The 21,080-nt window shown below is 73.0% G+C and carries 14 protein-coding genes and 1 pseudogene; 4 read left to right on the top strand and 11 right to left on the bottom strand.

What is annotated here, in order from left to right; genetic code table 11:
- Nucleotides 1-116 precede the first annotated feature (116 nt).
- Nucleotides 117-1,430 (bottom strand): ATP-grasp domain-containing protein, encoded by a 1,314-nt coding sequence (locus ABD841_RS36085; protein WP_344981130.1) that lies wholly within the window; start codon nucleotides 1,428-1,430, stop codon nucleotides 117-119.
- Complete coding sequence (locus ABD841_RS36080; protein WP_344981128.1) at nucleotides 1,427-2,902, bottom strand: lyase family protein; 1,476 nt, start codon at nucleotides 2,900-2,902, stop codon at nucleotides 1,427-1,429. The genes ABD841_RS36085 and ABD841_RS36080 overlap by 4 nt, the downstream gene beginning before the upstream one ends.
- 169 nt (nucleotides 2,903-3,071) lie before the next feature.
- Between ABD841_RS36080 and ABD841_RS36075 the strand changes: the two genes are divergently transcribed.
- The gene (locus ABD841_RS36075; RefSeq protein WP_344981127.1) at nucleotides 3,072-3,797 is read left to right on the top strand and encodes a helix-turn-helix domain-containing protein; all 726 of its coding nucleotides are present in this window, start codon (nucleotides 3,072-3,074) and stop codon (nucleotides 3,795-3,797) included.
- 60 nt (nucleotides 3,798-3,857) lie between these two features.
- Here ABD841_RS36075 and ABD841_RS36070 read toward each other — a convergent pair whose 3' ends face one another.
- The 9 genes from ABD841_RS36070 to ABD841_RS36030 all read right to left on the bottom strand — a co-directional run bounded on the left by ABD841_RS36070 (nucleotide 3,858) and on the right by ABD841_RS36030 (nucleotide 17,440).
- A complete protein-coding gene (locus tag ABD841_RS36070) occupies nucleotides 3,858-5,330 on the bottom strand; it encodes an aldehyde dehydrogenase family protein (RefSeq protein ID WP_344981126.1) in 1,473 nt (490 codons plus the stop codon).
- Complete coding sequence (locus ABD841_RS36065) at nucleotides 5,327-6,868, bottom strand: APC family permease (RefSeq protein WP_344981125.1); 1,542 nt, start codon at nucleotides 6,866-6,868, stop codon at nucleotides 5,327-5,329. Before ABD841_RS36065 ends, ABD841_RS36070 begins: the two co-directional genes overlap by 4 nt.
- A gap of 367 nt (nucleotides 6,869-7,235) precedes the next feature.
- Nucleotides 7,236-8,606 carry a glutamine synthetase family protein gene (locus tag ABD841_RS36060; protein ID WP_344981124.1) on the bottom strand — a complete coding sequence of 457 codons (1,371 nt, stop codon included), beginning with the start codon at nucleotides 8,604-8,606 and terminating at the stop codon, nucleotides 7,236-7,238.
- Nucleotides 8,603-9,373, bottom strand: a complete 771-nt coding sequence (locus tag ABD841_RS36055) for an SDR family NAD(P)-dependent oxidoreductase (protein WP_344981123.1) — start codon at nucleotides 9,371-9,373, stop codon at nucleotides 8,603-8,605. The genes ABD841_RS36060 and ABD841_RS36055 overlap by 4 nt, the downstream gene beginning before the upstream one ends.
- A complete protein-coding gene (locus ABD841_RS36050) occupies nucleotides 9,370-10,095 on the bottom strand; it encodes a gamma-glutamyl-gamma-aminobutyrate hydrolase family protein (RefSeq protein ID WP_344981122.1) in 726 nt (241 codons plus the stop codon). Before ABD841_RS36050 ends, ABD841_RS36055 begins: the two co-directional genes overlap by 4 nt.
- On the bottom strand, nucleotides 10,092-10,787 hold the full coding sequence (locus tag ABD841_RS36045) for a FadR/GntR family transcriptional regulator (protein WP_344981121.1): 696 nt from the start codon (nucleotides 10,785-10,787) through the stop codon (nucleotides 10,092-10,094). The genes ABD841_RS36050 and ABD841_RS36045 overlap by 4 nt, the downstream gene beginning before the upstream one ends.
- A gap of 205 nt (nucleotides 10,788-10,992) precedes the next feature.
- Entirely contained in the window at nucleotides 10,993-14,334 is a 3,342-nt protein-coding gene (locus ABD841_RS36040) for an ATP-binding protein (protein ID WP_344981120.1), read from the bottom strand.
- A 441-nt stretch (nucleotides 14,335-14,775) separates the two neighbouring features.
- Nucleotides 14,776-16,068 (bottom strand): hypothetical protein, encoded by a 1,293-nt coding sequence (locus ABD841_RS36035; RefSeq protein WP_344981117.1) that lies wholly within the window; start codon nucleotides 16,066-16,068, stop codon nucleotides 14,776-14,778.
- 337 nt (nucleotides 16,069-16,405) lie between these two features.
- On the bottom strand, nucleotides 16,406-17,440 hold the full coding sequence (locus ABD841_RS36030; protein WP_344981115.1) for a polyprenyl synthetase family protein: 1,035 nt from the start codon (nucleotides 17,438-17,440) through the stop codon (nucleotides 16,406-16,408).
- A 447-nt stretch (nucleotides 17,441-17,887) separates the two neighbouring features.
- Here ABD841_RS36030 and dxs point away from each other — a divergent pair, with 447 nt between their 5' ends.
- The 3 genes and pseudogenes from dxs to ABD841_RS36015 form a co-directional block, all read left to right on the top strand.
- Entirely contained in the window at nucleotides 17,888-19,819 is a 1,932-nt protein-coding gene (gene dxs / locus ABD841_RS36025; protein WP_344981114.1) for a 1-deoxy-D-xylulose-5-phosphate synthase, read from the top strand.
- Nucleotides 19,820-19,902: 83 nt separating this feature from the next.
- Nucleotides 19,903-20,889 carry a 4-hydroxy-3-methylbut-2-enyl diphosphate reductase gene (locus tag ABD841_RS36020; RefSeq protein WP_344981113.1) on the top strand — a complete coding sequence of 329 codons (987 nt, stop codon included), beginning with the start codon at nucleotides 19,903-19,905 and terminating at the stop codon, nucleotides 20,887-20,889.
- A gap of 46 nt (nucleotides 20,890-20,935) precedes the next feature.
- Nucleotides 20,936-21,080, top strand: a pseudogene (locus tag ABD841_RS36015) (flavodoxin-dependent (E)-4-hydroxy-3-methylbut-2-enyl-diphosphate synthase); the annotation flags it as partial.

The raw sequence follows: 21,080 nt of genomic DNA, 5'->3' as shown, positions 1-21,080 counted from the left end.
CCTTCGACTCGATATCGCATCGGCTACCGCTCGATATCCGCGCCGATTCGGCGCCGATGCCACGCCGGCTCAGCGCCGGGAGCGGACGGGGACGGGGACAGGACGGGGCGGGGCGGTCAGGAGGAGGTGGGAATCGTGGAGGGCGGGATCCAGCGCTCCTGCCGGGGGATCGCGATCGGCGGGCGGTCCTGCGGCGCCGGCCGCAGGCGGCCGAGCGCGCTGTCCAGCCTCTCGTCCAGCTCGGCGTGGGTCGGGGCGTGGGCGATCACGTAGCCCAGCCGCTCCCGGCCGCTGTCGGCAGGCCGTCCCGGCGCCTCCCGGGGGACGGTGACGCCCACCGCGACGACCCCGGGCACGGCGCGGGCGTCCTCCACCCCGCGCACGTCCTTCGCCGTGACCGCGTCGGCGGCCGGCCCGTCCGGAGCCAGCAGGAAGGCGACCCCCGCCGGGACGAACCGGCCGGGCAGGGGCAGCTGGCCCAGGCCGGCGGCGGCCCGCAGGTGCGCGTCGAGCAGGTCGAACCCGCACGCGTCCGCCACCAGGTCGGAGATGACGCCGTCCGCGGGCAGCGTGCCGATCTCCACGACGTAGGCCCGCCCGCCGATGAGCCTCATCGTGACGTGCCCGGCGCCGTCGGTGACGCCGACGGTGGTCAGGGCTCTGCACGCGGTCTCGCCGAGCACGCCCGCCGCCTCCGGCGGGAGCGGCGCCGGGAAGACGTGCCCGCGCGCCACGAGATGCGGCGGCTGCGCCATCCGCCTGGCGGTGACGCCCACGCAGCGGTGGACCCCGCCGGAGCTGACCGTCTCGACGCTGAACTCCGGACCCGCCAGGTAACCCTCGACCAGCGCGGATCCCGCGCCGTCCGCCGTCACCCGGCGGCAGTGGTCCGTCACCTCGGCGAAGGTGGAGCAGAGCGCGACCCCTGGCGGGGCGGCGCCGTCGACGGGTCTGACCACGCACGGCATCGCGATGCGGGACAGCGCGGCCACGATCCGCGCGTCGAGGTCGTCGTCGGGCCCGACCACCTCGAAGGCGGGCGAGGGCAGCCGGGCCGCCGCCAGGCTCGCGCGCATGCGCCCCCTGTCGTGGCAGGTGGCCACCGCTCCGGGTGGGTTGCCGGGCAGCCCCAGGTCCGCCGCGGCGCGGGCCGCCGCGAGAGCGTGGCGCCGGCTCGTGGTGGTGACCCCGACGATTTCACCCAGGGCCGCGCGCAGCTCGCCGGCCAGGGTGGCGGGCGAGCCGGTGTCGCAGGGCACGATCCGCACCCCGGCCGCCGCCGCGCCGGCGTGGCGAGCCGGGTCGGCGGTGGCCAGCACCGGCGTGAGCCCCAGGCCGGCCGCCCTGCGGAAGGCAGGCATCCCGGAGCGGGCCGCGGGGGACTCGACGAGGACCAGGTTCGCGCGCCCTTCCGGAGGCGTGCCGGTCACGACGGATCACCCGGCTTCGTGCCGGTGGTGTGCTCCCACGCCTCGCGCAGCCACCCGGACCGCTGCGCGGCCCCCACGTCGACGGCCATGAGCCGTTCCCCGATCTGCTCCAGGAGGAGGCGCACCTCCTCCGGGCGGGTCGAGCCGCCGGTCTGCTTGCGCCGCACCCCCGCCTCGGCGTCCAGCAGCTCGCGCACCCCGGCCTCCTCGACCGCCAGGGCGAAGCCGTGCCGCTCGCCCGCGGCGACCAGGCCCGCGGCCGAGAGCCGGTCGGGGGTGAGGGCCTCGGCCGCGCCGATCCCCTCGGCGGCGGCCGAGATCCACGAGCCGACGATGGCCTGCGCGGTCCCGGCCGGGACACCGTGCTCCAGCGTCAGGTGATTGGCGACGGTCAGGAAGGCCGTCAGCTCCCCGCGCACCGCCCGGCCGGCCCGTTCGGGGTGGAACCGCAGTCCCGCGACCACCCTGTCGAACAGGGCCAGCATGGTGCCGCAGGTCGCGAAGAGGTCCTCCAGGTGGCCGGGGCCCTCTCCGGCGGCCTCCACGAGATCGGTGTAGCCGGTGACGCGCTGCCCGGTCATGACGTCGTGCGAGAGGCCGACCAGCTGCCCGGCCAGGCCGCGGATCCGCTCCAGGACCGCGGCGTCCCCCTCGTACGGGGCCGCCGGGGCGCCCGCCGTCCCGCCGGGAAGGTCGACGAACCGGCAGCCCGGCCCGCTCCACCCGATCAGGTCGGTCAGGAAGCGGCTCAGCGTGGTGCCGAGCACCGACAGCTCGGCGGCCGAGCGCAGCGCCCAGGCCTGGGAGGCGACCGAGGTCAGGGCGTGCGGCTGCGGGCCGTCGAACCCCAGCGCGAGCGCGATCCGCGCCCGGTCCCAGGGCAGTTCCAGCCCGGCCAGCGCGCCGGCCCCCAGCGGGCAGAGGTTGACCGCGTCGAACAGGGCGTGGAACGACTCCGCGGCACCGGTCGCCGCCTCGGCGAGCGCGGCCAGGTAGAAACCGAAGGTGATGGTCTGCGTGGTCCGCCGCCGGGAACAGGCCGGCATGATCGACTCGGTGTGCCCGCTCGCGGCCTCCAGCGCGGTGCGGGCCAGCCCGCTCACCGCGGCCGCCGTCTCCAGGAGCCGCTCCCGGCCGAGCATCAGCCGCGCGCACGCCCGCACGTCGTTGCGGCTGCGGTCGACGTGCCAGGCGTACGCGCCCTCGGGGAGGCGTGCCTGGACGCACATCTCCAGGGCGGGCAGCGGGTCCGACCCGGCCGCGCGGCCGGTGCCGAGCTCCTCGGGCGTCAGGTCCAGCACCGCCCGGCGGATCCGGGCCGCCGCCTCTTCGCCCATCAGCCCCATGCGGACGTACTCGTCGATGTGGGTCAGCTCGATCCACCGGTAGTGCCGCAGCAGGGCCGGGATCTCCCCGCCGGGCTGCCGGGCCGGGACCGCCTCGTCGAGGTGCCGCTCCGGAGACCGCCCCATTCGTCCAGTCGGAAGCATGGGTTCACGCTGACAGCGGAGCTTCGGGGGTGAACAGGAGGAATCACCGGCGATATCGCGGCGAATACCAAGGCGATATCGGGATGAGAGCGGCGGATAAGCGCGCCCGCGTACGGTGGCCGCGTCCGATCGTCACCCGGAGGATCTTCACGTGGGGTCTGCACTGCTGTCCGAGAGCCTGGTGTTCGCCCGGCTGCTGCGCACCCACCGCGGCAGGGCGCGGCTGACCCAGGAGGATCTCGCCGAACGCGCCCGCCTGAGCGTGCGCACGGTCCGTGACCTGGAACGGGGCCGCACCCGATACCCGCACCGCACGTCCGTCCGGCGACTGGCCACCGCCCTCGGACTGACCGGGGACGACCGCGTGACCTTCGAGGCGGCACCGCCCCGCCCGCTCGGCGCCCCCGCCGTGGCGCCGTCCCCGGAGTGGGACCTGCCCCCGGTGAGCGGCACCGTCTTCCTCAGCAGGATCCCGCTGCTGCGCGAGGTCGAGGACGCCGTCCTGGTGGCCGTCGCCGGCGGGGACCCCGCGCTGGTGGCGATCACCGGCCCGGCCGGGGTCGGCAAGACCACCCTGGCCGCCCAGTGCGGGTACGTGCTGCGGGAGCGCCTGGCCCTGGACGTCCTCTTCCTGGACCTCGGCCGGGACCGGCGCGAGCCCGGCGAGCTGCGTGCCGCCGCGCGGCTGGCCCGCGCCGGCCGCCCGGCGGCTCCCGGCTCCGCCGGGCGGTCCCTGCTCCTGGCCGACGGCGCCACCGACGCCGGCCGGGTGCTGCCGTTGCTGACGCTCGGCTTCACCGCCGTCGTCGTCACCGCCCGGGAGCCGCTCGCGGGGCTCACCCCGTCGCGGCACGTCGCGCTCAGCCGCCTGGGCTGACCCGTCGCCGGGCGACCTCCCGGAGCCGGGGGCCGCCCGGGGCACGTGGTCGCCGTCCCCTCACAGCGGGAGCCCCGGGTCGTCGACGCCGACGATGCGGGCACCGCAGAAGAACCGGAGCAGCTCGGCGTTCCCGTGCGCGCCGGTTCCCGACGACCCCCAGAACCCCTGGGTCGAGGTCTCGGTGAGGTCCAGCAGGCTGGTGCCGTTGATCTTTATCTCGCCGCACTCCAGCCTCGCGCCCACGTCCATCGCCGCCTCCTCGTCGGCGCCGAAGACGTAGCCCGCCAGCCCGGTGACGCGGCTGTTGGCGAGCTCGACGGCCTGCTCGTCGTCCCGCACCGGGTGCAGTGTCAGCACCGGCCCGAAGATCTCCTCGGTCGCGTCCGCGGGATCGGCGTCGCGCACGACGGTCGGGGCGAGGAACCAGCCCGGCAGGTCCGGCATCGGCGTGCTGGTGAGGGCCTTGCCGCCGGCGGATCTCAGCCGGGCGAGCCGGCCGCGCAGCCGGTCCAGGCACTCCTCGTCGGCCTGCGGGCCGAACCCGGTCTCCGGGTCGAGGCTGTGCCCCGCGCGCAGGACGGCGAGCCGGTCGAGGATCGCGTCGAGGAGGGCGTCGTGCAGGGCCGCCGGGACGAAGACGCTGCCCGGGCTCTCGCACCACTGGCCGTTGAGCTTGGTGAAGCCCGCGACCAGCGCGTCGGCGGTGGCGTCGAGGTCGGCGTCGCCGCGGACGACGACGGGGTTGTTCGAGCCCAGCTCCAGCTGGAGCGCCTTGAAGTCGCCCGCGGAGGCCCGGACGATCGAGCCGCCCGTGCGCTGCCCGCCGGTGAAGCACAGGGCGCGCACGCGCGGGTCGGCGGCCAGCGCCGCCCCGGGGCCGGCACCGCCGTGCAGCAGCTGGAACAGCCCGGCGGGGGCGTCCGCGTCGGCCAGCGCCTCGGCGATGGCGTCGGCGACCAGGTTGACGCCCGACGGCGCGATCGGGGAGGGCTTGCAGATCACGGGCGCCCCGGCGGCCAGGGCGTACGCCGTCTTCTTGACCGCGATGAACGACGGGGCGTTGAACGGGACGATGACGGCCGCGGGCCCCCAGGGGAGGCGGAGCAGCCGCACCGGGCGCACCGCCCCGGGGAGCTCCTCGTGCAGCCGGGCCGCCGACAGCTGCTCCGCGGCCCCGCGGACCACGTCGGCGGGCCCGCCGCCGAACATCGCGGTGACCGAGATCGGCACGCCGCTGTCGACGGATTCGGCGCGGGCGATCTCCCCGGACCGGGCGGCCAGCCGGTCGGCGATCGCGGGCAGGAGCGCCACGCGGTCGCCGACCGGGGCCGTCGCCCAGCGGCGCTCGCGGTGCAGCGCGTCCGCCGTGGCGAGCGCGCGCTCGACCTGCTCGGGCCCGGACTCCAGGGCGGGGGCCAGCCGCCGTCCGGTGTTGGGATCGGTGAGCCAGCCGCCGGTCCGCACCGTCGCCGGCCCCCGCCGGCCGGCGACGAGGTCGCGCTGCTCGGGCAGGACGGGGATCGCGGTCATCCGGTCACCTCCCGGCCGGTGACGGTCCCGGTGGCGGTCCCGCTCCCTCTTCCGCCGGTGGGGAGCGCGACCGTGTCCGGGGAGGGCGCCTCGTCGGTCCCGTCCTCGAAGGTGAGCCGGGCGGCGTCCATCAGCGCGTCCCGGCGGGTGCGCCACAGCAGCGCCGAGACGACCACGCCGACCACCAGCCAGGACACGACGATGCCGAGCGCGAGGTTCAGCGGCCAGGCGGGCAGCGGCCAGACGCTGTAGTACAGGCCCGCGATGAGGATCGCGGTGGCGGCCACCGGCACCGCCCCGTGCCGCAGCGGGCTGAACTCCGGGCGGTACCGCCTCCAGTACAGGCCGATCACCGCGATGTTGCCCAGGGAGTAGACCACGATGACCCCCAGGGTGATGAACAGGCCGATGAAGGTGAAGCCCCCGATGGGACCGAGCCAGGTGCCCAGGCCGAGGCAGACGGCCACGTTGAGCAGCGTGGTGAGGATGAGCGCGGTGGCCGGCGTCTGGTGGACCGGGTGGATCCGGGCCAGCCCGCGCGGCAGGATGCCGCTCCTGCCCAGGGCGTACATGACCCGGGCGCCCGCGTTCTGGCCCGCGAGGGCGGCGCCGAGCGCCGAGTTCAGCAGGGCGAAGGCGAGGAGCAGCCAGGCCCACCCGGCCACGCCGTCCGCGAGGGTGAAGAAGGGGTTGTCGGCGCTCACGATGTCGCCGATCCTCTCGACCCCCCAGCCGACGACCATCGCGTAGGCCACGAAGGCCCAGATCAGGCCGACGACGATCGTGGACCAGAGCACCGTGCGCGGGATCGCCCGGCGCGGGTCGGCGGTCTCCTCGGCCAGCGGGGCGGCGGACTCGAACCCGGTGAAGAGCAGCACGGCGAAGACGAAGGCGAGGAACACCGGCTGCAGCCCCTCGGGGGTGTCCGGGAAGCTCAGCGGGGCGAGGCTCAGCGTCCGGCCGCCGGAGCGGACCAGCACGGCGACGGCGAACACCACCATGATCACGCTTTCGACGACGCCCAGCACGAGGGTGAGGCGGGCCGACATCTTGACGCCGCGGTAGGTCGCGGTGAAGACCACCGCGAGCAGGACCAGCGCGATCAGCCACCAGGGGATGTGGATCCCCAGGTTGGCCTCGATGACCGGCGTCAGGATCCCCGAGGTGACCAGGAGCACCAGCGTGGGCAGGAGCGGGTCGTACAGGAAGTAGGCCCAGGCCGTGACGAAGCCGAATCGTTCCCCGAGGCCGTGGCTGACGTAGGTGTAGTAGCCGCCGGAGGAGGGGAGTTTGCGCGCCAGCTGCGCGACGCACAGGCCGGTGAGCAGCACCGCCGCCATGGCGAGGAGCACGATGAGCGGGATGCTCGCGCCGACGAAACCGGCGAGCACCGGGCCGATGATGATGATGCCGACCGCGGGGCCGAGGTGGCTGATGGCCTGGAAGACCACCTCGCGCTGGCCGAGGGCGCCGCTGCGCAGCGCGGGGGAGGAGGTCTGCGGGGGAAGGGCGTGGGGAGCCATGTCGTCTGATGACATGCTTGACCGCCTTTGCGACGATTGAGCGTGGATGTGAGTCGCAGGGTGGGTTCGGTGCCCGGCTCGTGACGTGGGCCGGGTGTTTCGGGGCGGTCGCGCGCCCGCCCGTCGATCAGGTGGTCTCGACCGCTCGATGATCGGTCGTCGGATCCGCCGGTCCGCGCCGGATGGCCGGGCGGATGCGTGCCGGGTGATGTCTCGCGGACGGTGCCCGGCCGGGTGGGGTCTCCCGGTGGCGCCGCCGGGTGGCGTCTGCCAGGTGATGTCCGCCGGGTGGTGCCGGTCGGCCGGTGCCTGTCGGGTGGCGCCTTTCTGGCGGTGCCGGTCGGCCGGTGTCTTTCCGGTGGTGCCGCCGGGGCGGCGCCTCTCAGATGCCTTCGAAGTAGCGGATGCGCTCCCAGTCGGTCACCGACTGCATGAACTGCCGCCACTCGTAGCGGGCGACGGCGTGGTAGTGCCGTACGACGTCGGAGCCGAAGGTCTCGGCGGCGAAGTCGCTGCTCAGGAACCGCTCGGCGGCCTCCGCCAGGGTGCTCGGGAACTCGTCGTGGGACTCGCCGTACGCGTCTCCCGCCGCGGGCTTGCCCGGGTCGGCGCCGTCGGCGATGCCGCGGCGCATGGAGCCCAGCATCCCCGCGAGGGCCAGGTACGGGTTGACGTCGGCCCCGGGCAGGCGGAACTCCAGCCGGGTGGCCGACGGTTCCCCGGTGAGCACCCGGCAGGTGGTCGTCCGGTTGTCGAACCCCCACGTCAGGCCGTTGCCCGCGAAGTCCTGGCTGCCGATCCGCCGGGCCGAGTTGATCGTCGGCGCGTACCACAGCATGAGGTCGGCGGTGTGCTGCAGCACTCCCGCGACCGCGTTGCCGAGTACGGCGCTCATGCCCCGGTCGCCGCCGGGGTCGAAGAACGGGGTCCCGCCGGCGTGGTCGCGCAGCGAGGCGTGGATGTGGCAGGACGAGCCGAGGTCGTCGGTGACCGGCCGGGGCATGAAGGTGGCCGTCATGCCGTTCGCCGCGGCGAGGTCCTTGACGGCCTGCTTGAACAGGACGTGGCGGTCGGCCGACGCGATCGCCGAGGTGTACTCCAGGTTGATCTCCCACTGGCCGAGCCCGTACTCCACCTGGGAGACCTCGACCGGGATCCCGCTCGCCTCCAGCGCGTGACGCACCTTGCGGAAGAACGGCTCCATCTGGTTCCCCTCGCCGATGTTGTAGTCGGCGTGCACGAGCGTCGTCGGCTCCAGGTCCTGGTAGCGGCGCTTGCGCAGCTCGGCGGGGGTGCCGAGGTAGAGGTAGAACTCCAGCTCCGTCGCCGCGTACGGCTCGTAGCCCGCGGCCAGGAAGGAGTCGACCTGGTTCCGCAGGATCGTCCGCGGCGCCACCGGCAGCGGCTCGCCGGTGTGCTCGTCGACGCTGTCGGCCAGGCAGATGGCCGTGGAGTCGAGCCACGCGGCAGGGCGGAGCGTGGCCGGGTCCGGCACCAGGCGGAAGTCCTGCCAGCCGGTGTGCGCGCCGGCGAACTCGACCTCCAGGCCGAGGCCCTGGTCGATGTCCCAGGAGTACACGCACGTGCAGATGTGCAGGCCCTCGGTCAGCAGGGCGCGGAACCGCCGCGGGGACATCCGCTTGCCGAACAGCCGCCCCTGCATGTCGACGCCGGAGACGATGACGGTGTCGAACCCCGCCCGCTCCAGGTCCGCCGGGTCCAGCGGTTCGAACGCGGTCGCGTGCTCGGTCATCGCGTCAGCCACCCTCCGTCGACGGGCAGCTGGACCCCGGTGATGAAGGAGGCGTCGCCGGAGAGCAGGAACGAGGCCGCGGCGGCGATGTCCTCCGGCTGGGCCAGGCGCTTGACGAGCAGCCGCTGGCCCAGGAACTCCATCACCTCGGGGGCGGTGATGTCCGCGCCCGGGATGAAACCGGTGGCCACCGGCCCCGGCGCCACGCAGTTGACCCGGACGCCGTAGCGCGACAGCTCGACGGCCAGCGCCTTGGTGAGCATCTTCACGCCTCCCTTGGAGGCGTTGTAGTGGACCTGGCAGAACCCTTGGGAGGAGACCACGACCTCGGCCTCCACCGTCGAGAGGTTGACGACGGCCGCGCCGGAGGCCTCCTTCAGGTAGGGCAGCGCCAGCTGGGTGACGATGTAGACGCCCTTGAGGTTGACGTCCAGGACCAGGTCCCACTCCTCGTCGGTGAGCTCCTCCAGCGAGGACATGGTCACCAGGCCGGCGTTGTTCACCAGGTAGTCGAGGCCGCCGAAGGCCTCGGCGGTCGCCTCCAGGGCGGCGGAGACCTCGGCCCGGTCGCGGACGTCGGCGCTGAGGGCGAGCGCCCGGCCGCCCTCGCCGGTGATCAGCGCCACCGTCTCGTCGGCGAGGTCGTGCTTGACGTCCACGCACGCCACCCGGGCGCCCTCGGCGGCCAGGCGCCGGGCGATGCCGCGCCCGATCCCCGATCCGGCCCCGGTGACGAGGGCGGTGCGCCCCTTGTGTCTGTCGCTCATGCGGTGTCTCCTTGGTAGTTCTTCGCTTCGTCGACGAGCCAGCCGAACAGCGGGTCCGGCTCGGCGAACATCTCGGGGTGCCACTGGACGCCGATGACCGGAGCACCGTCCATCTCGATCGCCTCGACGACACCGTCGGGGGCGTGCGCGACCGCGCGCAGTCCGGCGCCGACGCGGTCCACCGCCTGGTGGTGGTAGCTGTTGACGGCGAGGTCGGTGCCGAGGACGCCGGCCGTGCGGCTGCCCTCGGCGACGCGCACCGGGTGGGACCGGTGGCCGCGGGGGTAGCCGAGGTAGGAGTGCCCCTCACCGCTGTCGGGCGGGAGGTGGGGGACCAGCGTGCCGCCGAGCGCGACGTTGAGGAGCTGGGACCCCCGGCAGATCCCGAGCAGCGGCAGCCGCCGCTCCAGCGCGGTCCGCACCAGCGTGATCTCGTACTCGTCCCGTACGGGGTCGAGCAGGGTCTGGAACGGGCTCGGCGTGCCGCCGTACCTGCGCGGGTCGACGTCCTCCCCGCCGGCGAGCACCACCCCGTCGAGTCGGTCGGCGACCAGCTCCGGGTGGGTGTCGAAGGGCAGCAGGACGGGCACGCCGCCCGCGGCGGCCACCGCGGCGGAGTAGTCGGCGAAGTAGCCGTAGGCGACGATGCCGTGCAGGGAGGGCGGTATGTCCGGCACGCCGAGCAGGCGCCGTCCCGTGACGCCGATCAGTGGCCCGCTCATTCCCCGTCTCCGAACAGCAGCTCCCTGATCTCCAGCCGCGTGTGCTCGATGTGCTCCTCCATCGCGGTCGCCGCCGCCCACGGGTCACGGTCGGCGATCGCCTCGTAGATCAGGCGGTGGGCCCGGCAGCAGGTCTCGATCTGCTCGACGTAGACCATCTGGTCGGGGTGGGCGAAGAGTTCACCGCGGGCGTAGTGGATGGCCGCCTCCAGTCGCCTGCTGCCCGACGCGCGGGCGACGGCGCCGTGGAACTGCGAGTCCGACAACCGGAACTCGGAGCGTTCCGTGGCGCGGGCCATCCGCTCGATCGCCATCCGCTGGTCGGCGAGGTCGGACTCTCCGCGCCGGGTGGCGGCCAGCGCGGCGGCGCGGGACTCTATGGCGATGCGGTAGTCGAGGATGTCCTCGAACTCGGAGCTCTCCTCGCGCATCTGGCCCATCCACTGGCGGTACGGGCCGTCGAGGCTGGTGACGAACGTTCCGCCGCGCGCTCCCCGCCGAACCTCCACGTAGCCGTGGCCCTGGAGGAGTTTGATCGCCTCCCGCAGGCTCACCCGCGCCACACCCAGGGTCTCGGCCAGCTCCCGCTCGGGTGGCAGGCGATCCCCCGGCGAGATCTCACCCCGATGTATCAACCGGCGCAGGCGCTCGGCCACATCCTCGGTGACCGTTCGCGCTCCCAATTGGTCCATTGGCCTAGTATTAGAACCTTTAAAGGGCGCGTCAACCCTTTGCCTTTCCTGACCTTGTGCTTTTACTCAGGGTTGACAATCGCGCAACACAGGGTCACGGCGGGATGGGCCCATGCGGCGAGGCCGCGTCCGGGGTAGCCCCCGGGCGCGTCCTCCCCGGCGAGGACGCGCCCCCCCGCCGGCACCCCCAAAGGCCGAGACGGCCTTACGACGCCTTCAGGCCTTCGCCGCAGTCACCTGCCGGCGGTCTCGTGGAGTCACCAAACCCGTTCTGGGGCGCCAGCCGCTTCAGCGAGGCCAGGTGCCAGGAGACCGACTCGGGGTTTCCCATGCTCGAGGCGAGCAGGGCCAGGAACCCGTCGACGGGTCCTGCACAGGCCATCGCCGACCCTCCGGAGATCCGCCCGGCGTAAGGCAGCAGTCTCTCGTAGGTCGTCCGGCAGGACGGCATGTCGCCGACAGCGGCCTGGGCCGCGCCCTGCAGGCAGGTCATGGTCAGCCACGACCAGTCCGCCGGTGGAGGCGGCCAGCCCTTCCCGGCCAAGGCACGGGCCTCGCTCACGCGGCCTTGCGCGCACAGCTCCAGCACCCGGGCGTCGTGGCCCAGGCCGGGATGGATGCCGGCGGCCAGGTCGATCAGTGGTCCGGCGTCGGCGATCCTGCCCCGCTGATAGCGCGACATGAGACGCCCGGTCGCGACGATCCCGCCCGCGTGCCGCACGCCGAGCCGCTCAGCCTGCCGCGCGGCCGCGCCGTACAGGATCTCGGCGTCGTCGAACCGGCCGGCCAGGGCGAGCCGGTTGGCCCGCCACATGGTGTGCTGGAAGCGGGGCCAGGGCAGCCGCAGACGTTCCAGCAGGACGTCGCAGCGGGTGGCGGCCTGGTCGGCGCCGGCCAGGTCGAACATCTCCAGCCGGTTGTGGGTGTGCATCATCTGAGCGAGCAGCTCGAACTCCGGCATCCGGGTGCGCAGTGCGAGTTCGTGCATCTCGGTGGCGACCTCCACGAGCTCGGGGAGGTGGGTCGCCTGGGGCACGGACAGACGACGCGCGTTGAGCGTCCACATCAGCAGGTGCGGATCCCCCAGCCGGCGGGCCATCGCGACGGCCTCGGCGGACAGGGAGCGGCGGCGCGGGTCGTCGTGCCCGTCGTGCAACTCCTGGGCCAGACCGCCCAGGAGCAGTGCCCGCTCCGAGCTGTCGGTCTCGGGCAGCGCGCGCAACGCGGCCTCGAACCGGTCCACCAGCCGCAGTCCGGCCACCTCGTACGGGTCGCGCAGCACCCAGGCCGACGGGGCGTTCAGCGAGGTGAGGGCGCGGACGACCAGCTCCGGGCCCGCCTCGGCCTGATCGGCGACGCGTACGGCCTCCGCCCGGACCAGCCGGGCACCGGGCGCGTCCCCGGCTTCCAGCAGGGCGCGAACCTGCTGCAGCAGCAGTTCCACGTACTCGGCCGGGTCGCCGGCGCAGGCGCCGTGCGCGGCGACGGCCCGGCCCCACCAGGCGGCGGCCTCCCCATAGGCCAGGCGCAGGCTCGCCTGCCTGGCCGCCGAGCGGGCCCAGCGCGCCGCCTCCCGGTACGCCGCCGGGCCGGCCTCCGCCGCGTGGTGGGCGAGGACGGCCACGTCGGTACTCGGTCGGGCGGCCAGGGTGCTCATCACCTCCTGGTGGATCACCGCTTTGCGCAGCGGCGGGATGTCGCGTACGAGGATCTCCCTGACCAGGTCGCAGGCGAACGTCATGGAGCCGCCGCGGGGAAGGACCAACCCGGCCTGGGCGGCCAGGTCCAGGACACGGTATACCTGCGCCGGTCCCGTCCCGGATGTCCGGCACACCTCGGTGACCACGCCGGGGTCGAAGTACCGGCCGATCACTGCGGCGGTTGTGAGCACCTGGGTGGCCTGCGGACCCAGTAGGGCCACCTGCCGGCGGACCAGGTCGGCCACCGTGTCGGGCACCGCTTCCCGGCCCTGCCCCAGGGCCAGGAGGCGGACGCTCTCGCGCACGAAGAACGGGTTGCCGCCGGTCCGCTCGGTCAGCCGCTCGGCGGCGGAGTCGTCCAGCTCGGTGCCCATCTCCGCCGCGACCGCTTGCACGTCCTTGACGGTCAGGCCGGTCAGGCGGATGCGGAGCAGATCGTAGCGGGCGAACTGGCCCAGCACCCCGTCCATCGAGAGATCGGGATCACCGGTGGAGGGCGCGCCGCCGCGAACCGCCGTATCCCGGAAGACCGCCTCACGGAACGCGGTGACCAGCGTCAGCAGAACGGCCTCGGCCGGTCCTCCGGCCAGCATGGCCGCGATGTCCCTGAGCAAATCGAGCGAGGCGGGGTCGGCCCAGTGCAGGTCGTCCAGGATGATCACCAGCGGCCGGGTCCGCGCGGCCGAGACGAGCCATTGAGCGACGATCTGGTTCCGGTGGGGCGGCGCCTCGGTGGTGCCGCCGTGCCGCTCGTCGCCCAGCAGCCCGGCCAACGCCTCATGGTCCGGAGGCGGGAAGACCCCGGCCAGCTCGCGCAGGACCTGCAGCCATGGCCACAGCGGTGGGGCCGCCTCGGTGTCGTGGCAGCGGCCCCACAGCACCAGGCAACCGAGATCGGCGCACCGGTCCCGGAACGCCTCCAGCAGCCGTGTCTTGCCGATGCCCGGCCCGCCGCTCACCGCGGCGACGGCCACGCCGCTCGGGTCCACGCGAAGCGGTAGCATCGCCAACTCCGCGAGCTGCCGCTCCCGGCCGATCATGATCCGCCGCCGCGGCGCCGCCGGTGCCGGCAGGGACACCGGCACGGCGGTCAGGAGAGGAAGGGCGAGAGAGTCGGACTGCTGGAGAATGTCATGCTCCAGCCTCCGCAGCTCGGGGCCCGGGTACAGGCCCAGCTGAGCGGTGAGGATGTCGCCGGCCCGGCGTAGCACGGCCAACGCGTCGGCCTGGCGGCCGGTGCGGTACAGGGCCAGGGCCAACAGGCACCACAGACGCTCACGCAGCGGGTGCGCGACCGACTCGGCCTTCAGGTCGGTGATCACGATCTGCGGACGGCCGAAGTCGAGGAGCGCCTGAGCGCGCCGCTCGACCGCGCTCAGGCGCAGCTCGCTCAGACGGCCGACCTCGACGGCCGCCCACGGCTCGTCGGCGAACTCGCCGTAGGGCACGCCCCGCCAGAGCCGCAGCGCCTCCTCCGAACAGGCGAGTGCCTCGCCGGGCGGGAGCGACTCCGCGGTGGTGACCAGCTCGGTGAACCGGATCGCGTCCACGTTGGAGGCGGCCAGCAGGTAGCCGGGAGATCGCGTGATGAGCATCCGGGGAGGGGTGCGCGAAGCGCGGTCGGGCTCGATGACCCGGCGCAGGTTCGACACGTACGAGTGGAGCGCGGTGACCGCGCTCGCCGGAGGAGCGCCGCCGTACAGGTCGTCGATCAGCGTGTCCGTGGGGACGACCGCCCCGCGGGCGAGCAGTAAGCGCGCCAGCACCGCGCGCTGGCGCGGGCCGATGAGGTTGACGGGGACCCCGTTGTCGCGAGCCTCCACCGGACCCAGAACCAGGAACTCCATCCCGCCGCCTAGGAACCGGCACGGCGTGGTGTGAGATCCCGCAGCTCCCGTGGGGCGCGGGCCCCGGGTAACCAGTAGGACGAGCCGATTGTCACGATCGGCTCGGCGACGTATCCACTTTCGCCAGGCGAGCTCATGCGAATCCCTCACCACACGCAGGAAGACAGAAGAGGCACGGCCCGAAGAGCGCTTCCAAGGTCGCGGTCACGGGCCGGTCACTCCGGTATCTTGCCCCGCGCGCCTTGCGAATGGCTTGGTCTGGCTTTGTCTGGTTTGGCGGGTTCCGCTGGTGTTTTGGGGCGCTGAATCGGCGTCGCATCGCTGTGCCGTCCCCGGCGAGCGCGGCGGGTCGTCACGTGCCCGCGGTCTTCTGCGCTCGCCGGACTCCCGGTGGCGCGGGCGGCGCCCGCCCCGGTCTCCCGGTGAACGCCCCGGTCACCGTCAGACGCCGGAGTATTCCCCCGCCTTCGTGGCGAAGGAGTTGCGGTAAAGATCCTCATGGAACCTGACGAAGGTCAGCAGCATTCGCGACGCGCGCCGATCCCCGAGCGCCTCGTCAAGTTCGGCGGAGAACTTCTCAAGCAGCCGCCACGAGTCCGCGTAGACCTGGGCGAGGTCGTCGAGACGGGGGAAGAGCACCGGCGCGGCCTCGCGCGCCGGTCGCCGGTGGAGGCCGTGCAGAAGCAGGTTGAGCTCGCCGTAGGTGAGATCCTTCTCCAGGCGAGTGGAGATCGCCTCCCCGTTGAGATTCCGCGTCAGGAAGCCTTCGAGATCCGTGTCGCCGGATTCGCGCAACGCGTCGCGGAGCCTCCGCGTCCACGCGCTCCGCGATTCCCGGTCGGTCAGGAGCGTGGTGCCGACGTCGTTGAGAAGGCGGACGATCACCCCGCACCGGGTCAGGCAGTCGCGGACGAGCCTCTCCAGTTCGGCTGAGCCGATCTCCGCTGCTCGCGGCACCTCCGTCAGGAGGAAGGAGACGTAGTATCCGAGCGTGGCGGCGACGAGGATCGCGTCCCCGCTCAACGCGAGTCGCCGCTGCCAGTCCATCTCCGGATCGGTGAGGAGGGCGTGGACCGCCGCGTACCGAGCGATCAAACTGTCCCGTACGAAACCCCCCAACATGGAATGGGAGGCCGCGTCGGCGACCGCCCGGCACGTCTCCATGTTGGCGACCAATATGGGCCAGGTCGCCTGATTGACATCGGCGACGGATGCGGTCCCCCCCTCCGCGGTGTACGCCGAAACGATGCCGAGATGGTTCTCGTATCCCAGCGTGTGCTCCAGGAAGGGGACGGCGGCCGCGCTCGGCCGGATGCCGTCCAGGAGCCGGCGCGCGGGTGCCGACGGCGAACCGAGGGCGGCGACCATCGCCTCGTTGAAGCCGACCAGCGTCGTCAGCCGGTTTGCCGCCTCGGCGTCGCCCTCGCGGATGGCCGCCAGCCCGAACCCGATGTTGTCCGAGACGATTTCGAACGTCTGATAGACGTTCATCGTCACGCTCTTGTCCAGGAGTTCCGTCACGGCCGGCTCGGACAGCGATCCGCGGAGCAGGTGCACCGTCATGTCGTGTGTGGAGGAAAGGCCCATCAGGCGAGTCCACCGCTCCCGGTTGGGGTTGCGCGGGTCGGTGCACCACCGGAAGAAGTCGACGCAGAGGTGTTCACCCCCCGCCTGCCGGATCGCCGTTCCGAACTCGCCGATGAGCCGCTCAAGCGTACGATCTTCGTTTCGCATTGCTGCCTTTCCCGCGCGTGAGTGCGGGCTCGCCGCCCGGCCGGGCCGATCGGCCGCGCCCGGCGGACGGCGTCGCCGCGCAAAGGTTTTGCGAAAATATGTTCGTTTCCTCTTGCTTTCGCGCCTCCGGCGCGGAAGCGGTCCGGCGCGGCGCCGGGCCCTGGCGGAGACCGCCGGGCAGCCTCGGGACAGGCGCATGCGCGGGTGCCCGCGGGCGCCCGGCGCCGTCCCGGGCGCGACGGTGTGCGCGCCCGATGCGGGGGCGTCCGGGACGCGCTACCGCGGGTCCGGCACGCCCGTGCCGGGAATCGACCGCCCCGGCGCGGGGCCGCGAAGGTCAGCGGTCACGAAGCGCCGCCCAGGAGACGATCCGGGCGAGGTCCTCGCGGGCGGCCGGTTCGGGCTCGGCGGCGTCCAGGCAGGCCAGGGCCAGACCGACCTGGCGTTCCATCTCGGCCTCCACCGCCGCCCGGCCGCCGGCCTCCTCGATCAGGCCGGCGATCAGCGCACACTCCTCCGGGTCCGGCGGCTCGGCACGCCGGTACAGCGCGGACAGGCGCCGGCCCGCGTCGCCCGGATCGGCCAGCGCGGCGATCACCGGGAGCGTCTTCTTCCGGGCGATCACGTCCCCGCCCACCGGTTTGCCCGTCAGCTCGGCTCGGCCCCAGATCCCCAGCACGTCGTCCGCGCACTGGAACGCCACGCCCAGGTGCCGGCCGAACAACCGCAGTTGCGCCGCCCGGAACGATGACGAGCCGCCCAGCCGGGCGCCGACCTCGCACGCTCCTCCGAGAAGCGCGCCGGTCTTGTCCTCGGCCATCGACCGATATTCCTGCACCGTGACGTCGTTGCGGGACTCGAACGCCACGTCCTGGCTCTGGCCTCGCATCAGATCCGCCAGGGTCTCGATCACCGCGTTGACCGCCGCCGCGTCTCCCGTCTTGGTGATCACCTGTAGCGCCAGCGCCCACAGCGCGTCTCCGGTCAGTACGGCTGCTCCCACCCCGAAGCGCACCCAGGCGGCCGGCCGGTGTCTCCGGGTCCGGTCCCCGTCGATCACGTCGTCGTGCAGCAGCGAGAAGTCGTGCACCAGTTCGACGGCGACCGCCCCCGGAACCGCGCGCCGTGCGGCTCCGCCGACGGCCCGGGCCGAGGCCAGCGCCAGCGCCGACCGCAGGGCCTTGCCGCCCGTCTTCGGCCCGGAGCCGTTCCCGTCCGGATCGTCCAGCCAGCCGAAGTGATACTCGGCCACACGCCGCTCCGGATCCGGTAGCGTGGCCACCGCCTGGCGTATCGCCGTCCGTACCGACTCGTCCACGTCCGGTGACCGCAACGCTCCGGCGTCCGCCACGCCTGACTGCTGTCCGATCATGACTTCTCCCCGTGCGGATCGCTTGACATCGGCGTTCTCCTTCAGCCATTGGGCGAAAATGGGCGATGAGGCGATGTGGGCCCGCCCAGCCTGACGAGCCGCCCTTGTGAACCTCTTCGTCACGCTTGTTGACGGCGAGGCGCGACGAGCTCCCATCTCCGGTCGCCGACGGCTCGTCCGTGACGCCGCTCCCGCCCCGCGGCGTGGACATTCGATCCGGGGAGGGGCGGCGACCGGTGGCCCCAAGCGGTCCACAAGGACGGTCGGCCAGGCTGGCCGGGTCCGATCACCGAACTCCACGCGAAGAGCCGACTCGCCGATCACGCGGGCCGTGGCGAGGCGAGACGCGAGGCGACCGCACTCGCCGGACCCGCGGCACTTCGTCCCCCGTCGTCCGTACGCGGCTTTTCCCGGTGAAAAGCCGGCCGGAAGAAGGAACATGCAGTCGTGTTGACAGACGTTCGCACCCCTCGTGACCTCAAGAAGATGACGTCGGCGCAGTTAGCCGAGCTGAGTGGGGAAATCCGGTCCTTCCTGGTGGAATCGGTGTCCCGCACCGGCGGGCACCTGGGCCCCAACCTCGGCGTGGTCGAACTCACCCTCGCCCTGCATCGGGTCTTCGACTCCCCGCGCGACCTCATCCTGTGGGACACCGGCCACCAGGCATACGTGCACAAGCTGATCACCGGGAGACAGGACTTCTCCCGGCTGCGGAAGAGAGGCGGGCTGTCGGGCTACCCGAGCCGGGCCGAATCCGAGTGCGACCTCATCGAGAACTCCCACGCGTCCACAGCGCTGTCGTACGCCGACGGCCTGGCCAAGGCGTTCGGCGTCCGAAGGGTGACGGACCGCGCCGTGGTCGCCGTCGTGGGCGACGGCGCGCTCACCGGGGGGATGGCGTGGGAGGCGCTGAACAACATCGCCGCCGGAAACCGGCCAGTGATCATCGTGCTCAACGACAACGGGCGTTCCTACGCACCGACCGTCGGCGGCCTCGCCGAACACCTCACCGCGCTGCGGGCGGGCCACGACCGTGAGAACGTCCCGCGACGCGGGCGGCATCCCGCCGACGGCGGTTCCCCGGCCGGTGCGTGCGCGAACGACCGGCCGGGCGACGCGGGGGAGGCGCCGGAGCCGGCGGCGCCCGGTGGCGTGTTCGAGAGTCTCGGCCTGGCGTACATCGGACCCGTCGACGGCCATGACATCGCCGCGACGGAGTCGGCGCTGCACGCGGCCCGCGCGCTCGGCCGCTCCGTCGTCGTCCACTGCGTGACCCGGAAGGGACGCGGGTACCGGCACGCGGAGAACGACTCCAGCGACCATTTCCACGGCATCGGCGTGATCGACGCGACCACCGGCAAGGCCACGACGACGAGCATGGCCCGCACGTGGACGTCGGTCTTCGCCGAGGAGATGGTGCACCTCGGCGCGGAGCGGCCCGATGTCGTGGCGCTCAGCGCAGCCATGCTCGCCCCGGTCGGCCTGGATCGCTTCGCCGATGCCTACCCGGACCGCGTGTTCGACGTGGGCATCGCCGAGCAGCACGCCGCCACCTGCGCGGCCGGTCTGGCCGCAGGTGGCCTGCACCCGGTCGTCGCGATCTACGCGACCTTCCTCAACCGCGCCTTCGACCAGCTCCTCATGGATGTCGCGCTGCATCGGGCGGGGGTGACGTTCGTTCTCGACCGGGCGGGGATCACCGGTGATGACGGCCCCAGCCACAACGGCATGTGGGACATGTCCGTCCTGCAGGTCGCACCCGGGCTACGCCTGGCCGCGCCCCGCGATGCCGCGCAGCTGAGGGCACAGCTACGCGAGGCGGTGCGGGTGTCGGACGCTCCCACCGTGGTCCGTTTCCCCAAAGGAGGCGTGGGCGCGGACATTCCAGCCCTCGAACGGATCGGCGGGGTGGACGTGCTGTACCGCACCGGCCCGTCCGGCGGGCGCCGCGACGTGTTGCTGGTGTCCGTGGGGGCGATGGCCGCGACGTGCGCGGAGGTGGCCGGGCGACTCGCCGCCCGCGGTCTCGGCGTCACGCTGGTCGACCCCCGCTGGGTCAAGCCGGTCGACCGAGCGCTGCTTCACCTGGCCGGATGGCACGACCTCGTGGTGACGGTCGAGGACGGCGCGCGCGCCGGTGGTGTGGGCGCCGCGCTCGCCCAGGCCCTGTGCGATGCCGGTGTCGACGTTCCCTGCCGTGCCTTCGGCGTCCCCACCGCTTTCCTGCCGGTCGCCGGCCGGGCCGAACTGCTCGAGGAGGTCGGGCTGTCCGCGCCGGGGCTGGAGGGCGAGATCCGGCGCCTGCTCACCCGCCGCCCGGCGCGGGACCGGGGAGGGAGTGATCGTCCGCCCCTGAGCGACAGGTTGGTCATCTCATGAGCCGTGTGTCCCCGGGCAGGCAGGCTGCGGAGCGGGTGCCGCCGGATCGTGACCACCACCGAGAACTGGAAGAGAGGTCAGGCATGAGGAGTCCCACCAGGCGCGTTCTGCTGGCCAGTCCACGCGGCTACTGCGCCGGAGTGGATCGCGCGGTGCAGACCGTGGAGAAGGCGCTCGAACTGTACGGGCCGCCGGTCTATGTGCGTAAGGAGATCGTGCACAACCGGCACGTGGTGCAGACCCTGCGCTCCCGCGGCGCCGTCTTCGTCGAGGAGAACGACGAGGTGCCCGAGGGGGCGACCGTCGTCTTCTCGGCGCACGGCGTGGCCCCGGAGGTGCACGCCTCCGCGGCGGCCCGCGCCTTGAAGACCATCGACGCGACCTGCCCGCTGGTGACCAAGGTGCACCATGAGGCCCGCCGGTTCGCCGCCGAGGGCTACGACATCCTGCTCATCGGCCATCCGGGGCATGAGGAGGTCGTCGGCACCGCCGGGGAGGCACCCGGCAACGTCCACATCGTCGACGGCCCGGAGGGCGTGGACGGCGTCACCGTGCGTGATCCGTCGAAAGTGGTCTGGCTGTCGCAGACCACGCTGTCGGTGGACGAGACGATGCTGACCGTGGAGCGGCTCAAGCAGAAGTACCCGCTGCTGGAGTCCCCGCCGAGCGACGACATCTGCTACGCCACCCAGAACAGGCAGCAGGCGGTCAAGCGGGTGGCCCCTTTCTGCGAAGTCGTCATCGTCGTGGGCTCGCGTAACTCCTCCAACTCGCTGCGCCTGCGCGAGGTCGCCATCGAGGCGGGCGCCGGCGCCGCTCACCTCGTCGACTTCGCCCATGAGATCGATGACGCCTGGCTCGCCGGTGTGGAGACGGTGGGGCTGACGGCGGGCGCCTCGGTCCCCGGCGACCTGGTCCGGGACGTGCTCGTCCACTTGGCCGAGCGCGGCTTCACCGACGTGGCGGAGGTGGCCGGGGCGCGGGAGAGGACCGTCTTCGCCCTGCCCCAGGAACTCCGCGCCGACATGCGCGAGCCCGGTCCCGGACGAGATGGGGGCACAGAACCATGACCTTCGAGCTCACCGGCTGTTCCGTGTTCGTCCGGCAGGTGGCGGGATGACGGCGGTCAGTCTCGGCATGCCGGCGTTTCCCCGGCCGTTGCCCTCCCCCCGCAGGCGCGCCCGGCAGATCATGGTCGGTTCCGTGCCCGTGGGCGGTGACGCGCCGGTCTCCGTCCAGTCGATGACCACCACCGTCACCG

Origin of the sequence: Streptosporangium fragile (genome assembly GCF_039534445.1) — a bacterium.
In the GTDB taxonomy this organism is placed as follows: Bacteria; Actinomycetota; Actinomycetes; order Streptosporangiales; family Streptosporangiaceae; genus Streptosporangium; species Streptosporangium fragile.
This window is presented reverse-complemented; position numbering and strand designations above follow the sequence as displayed.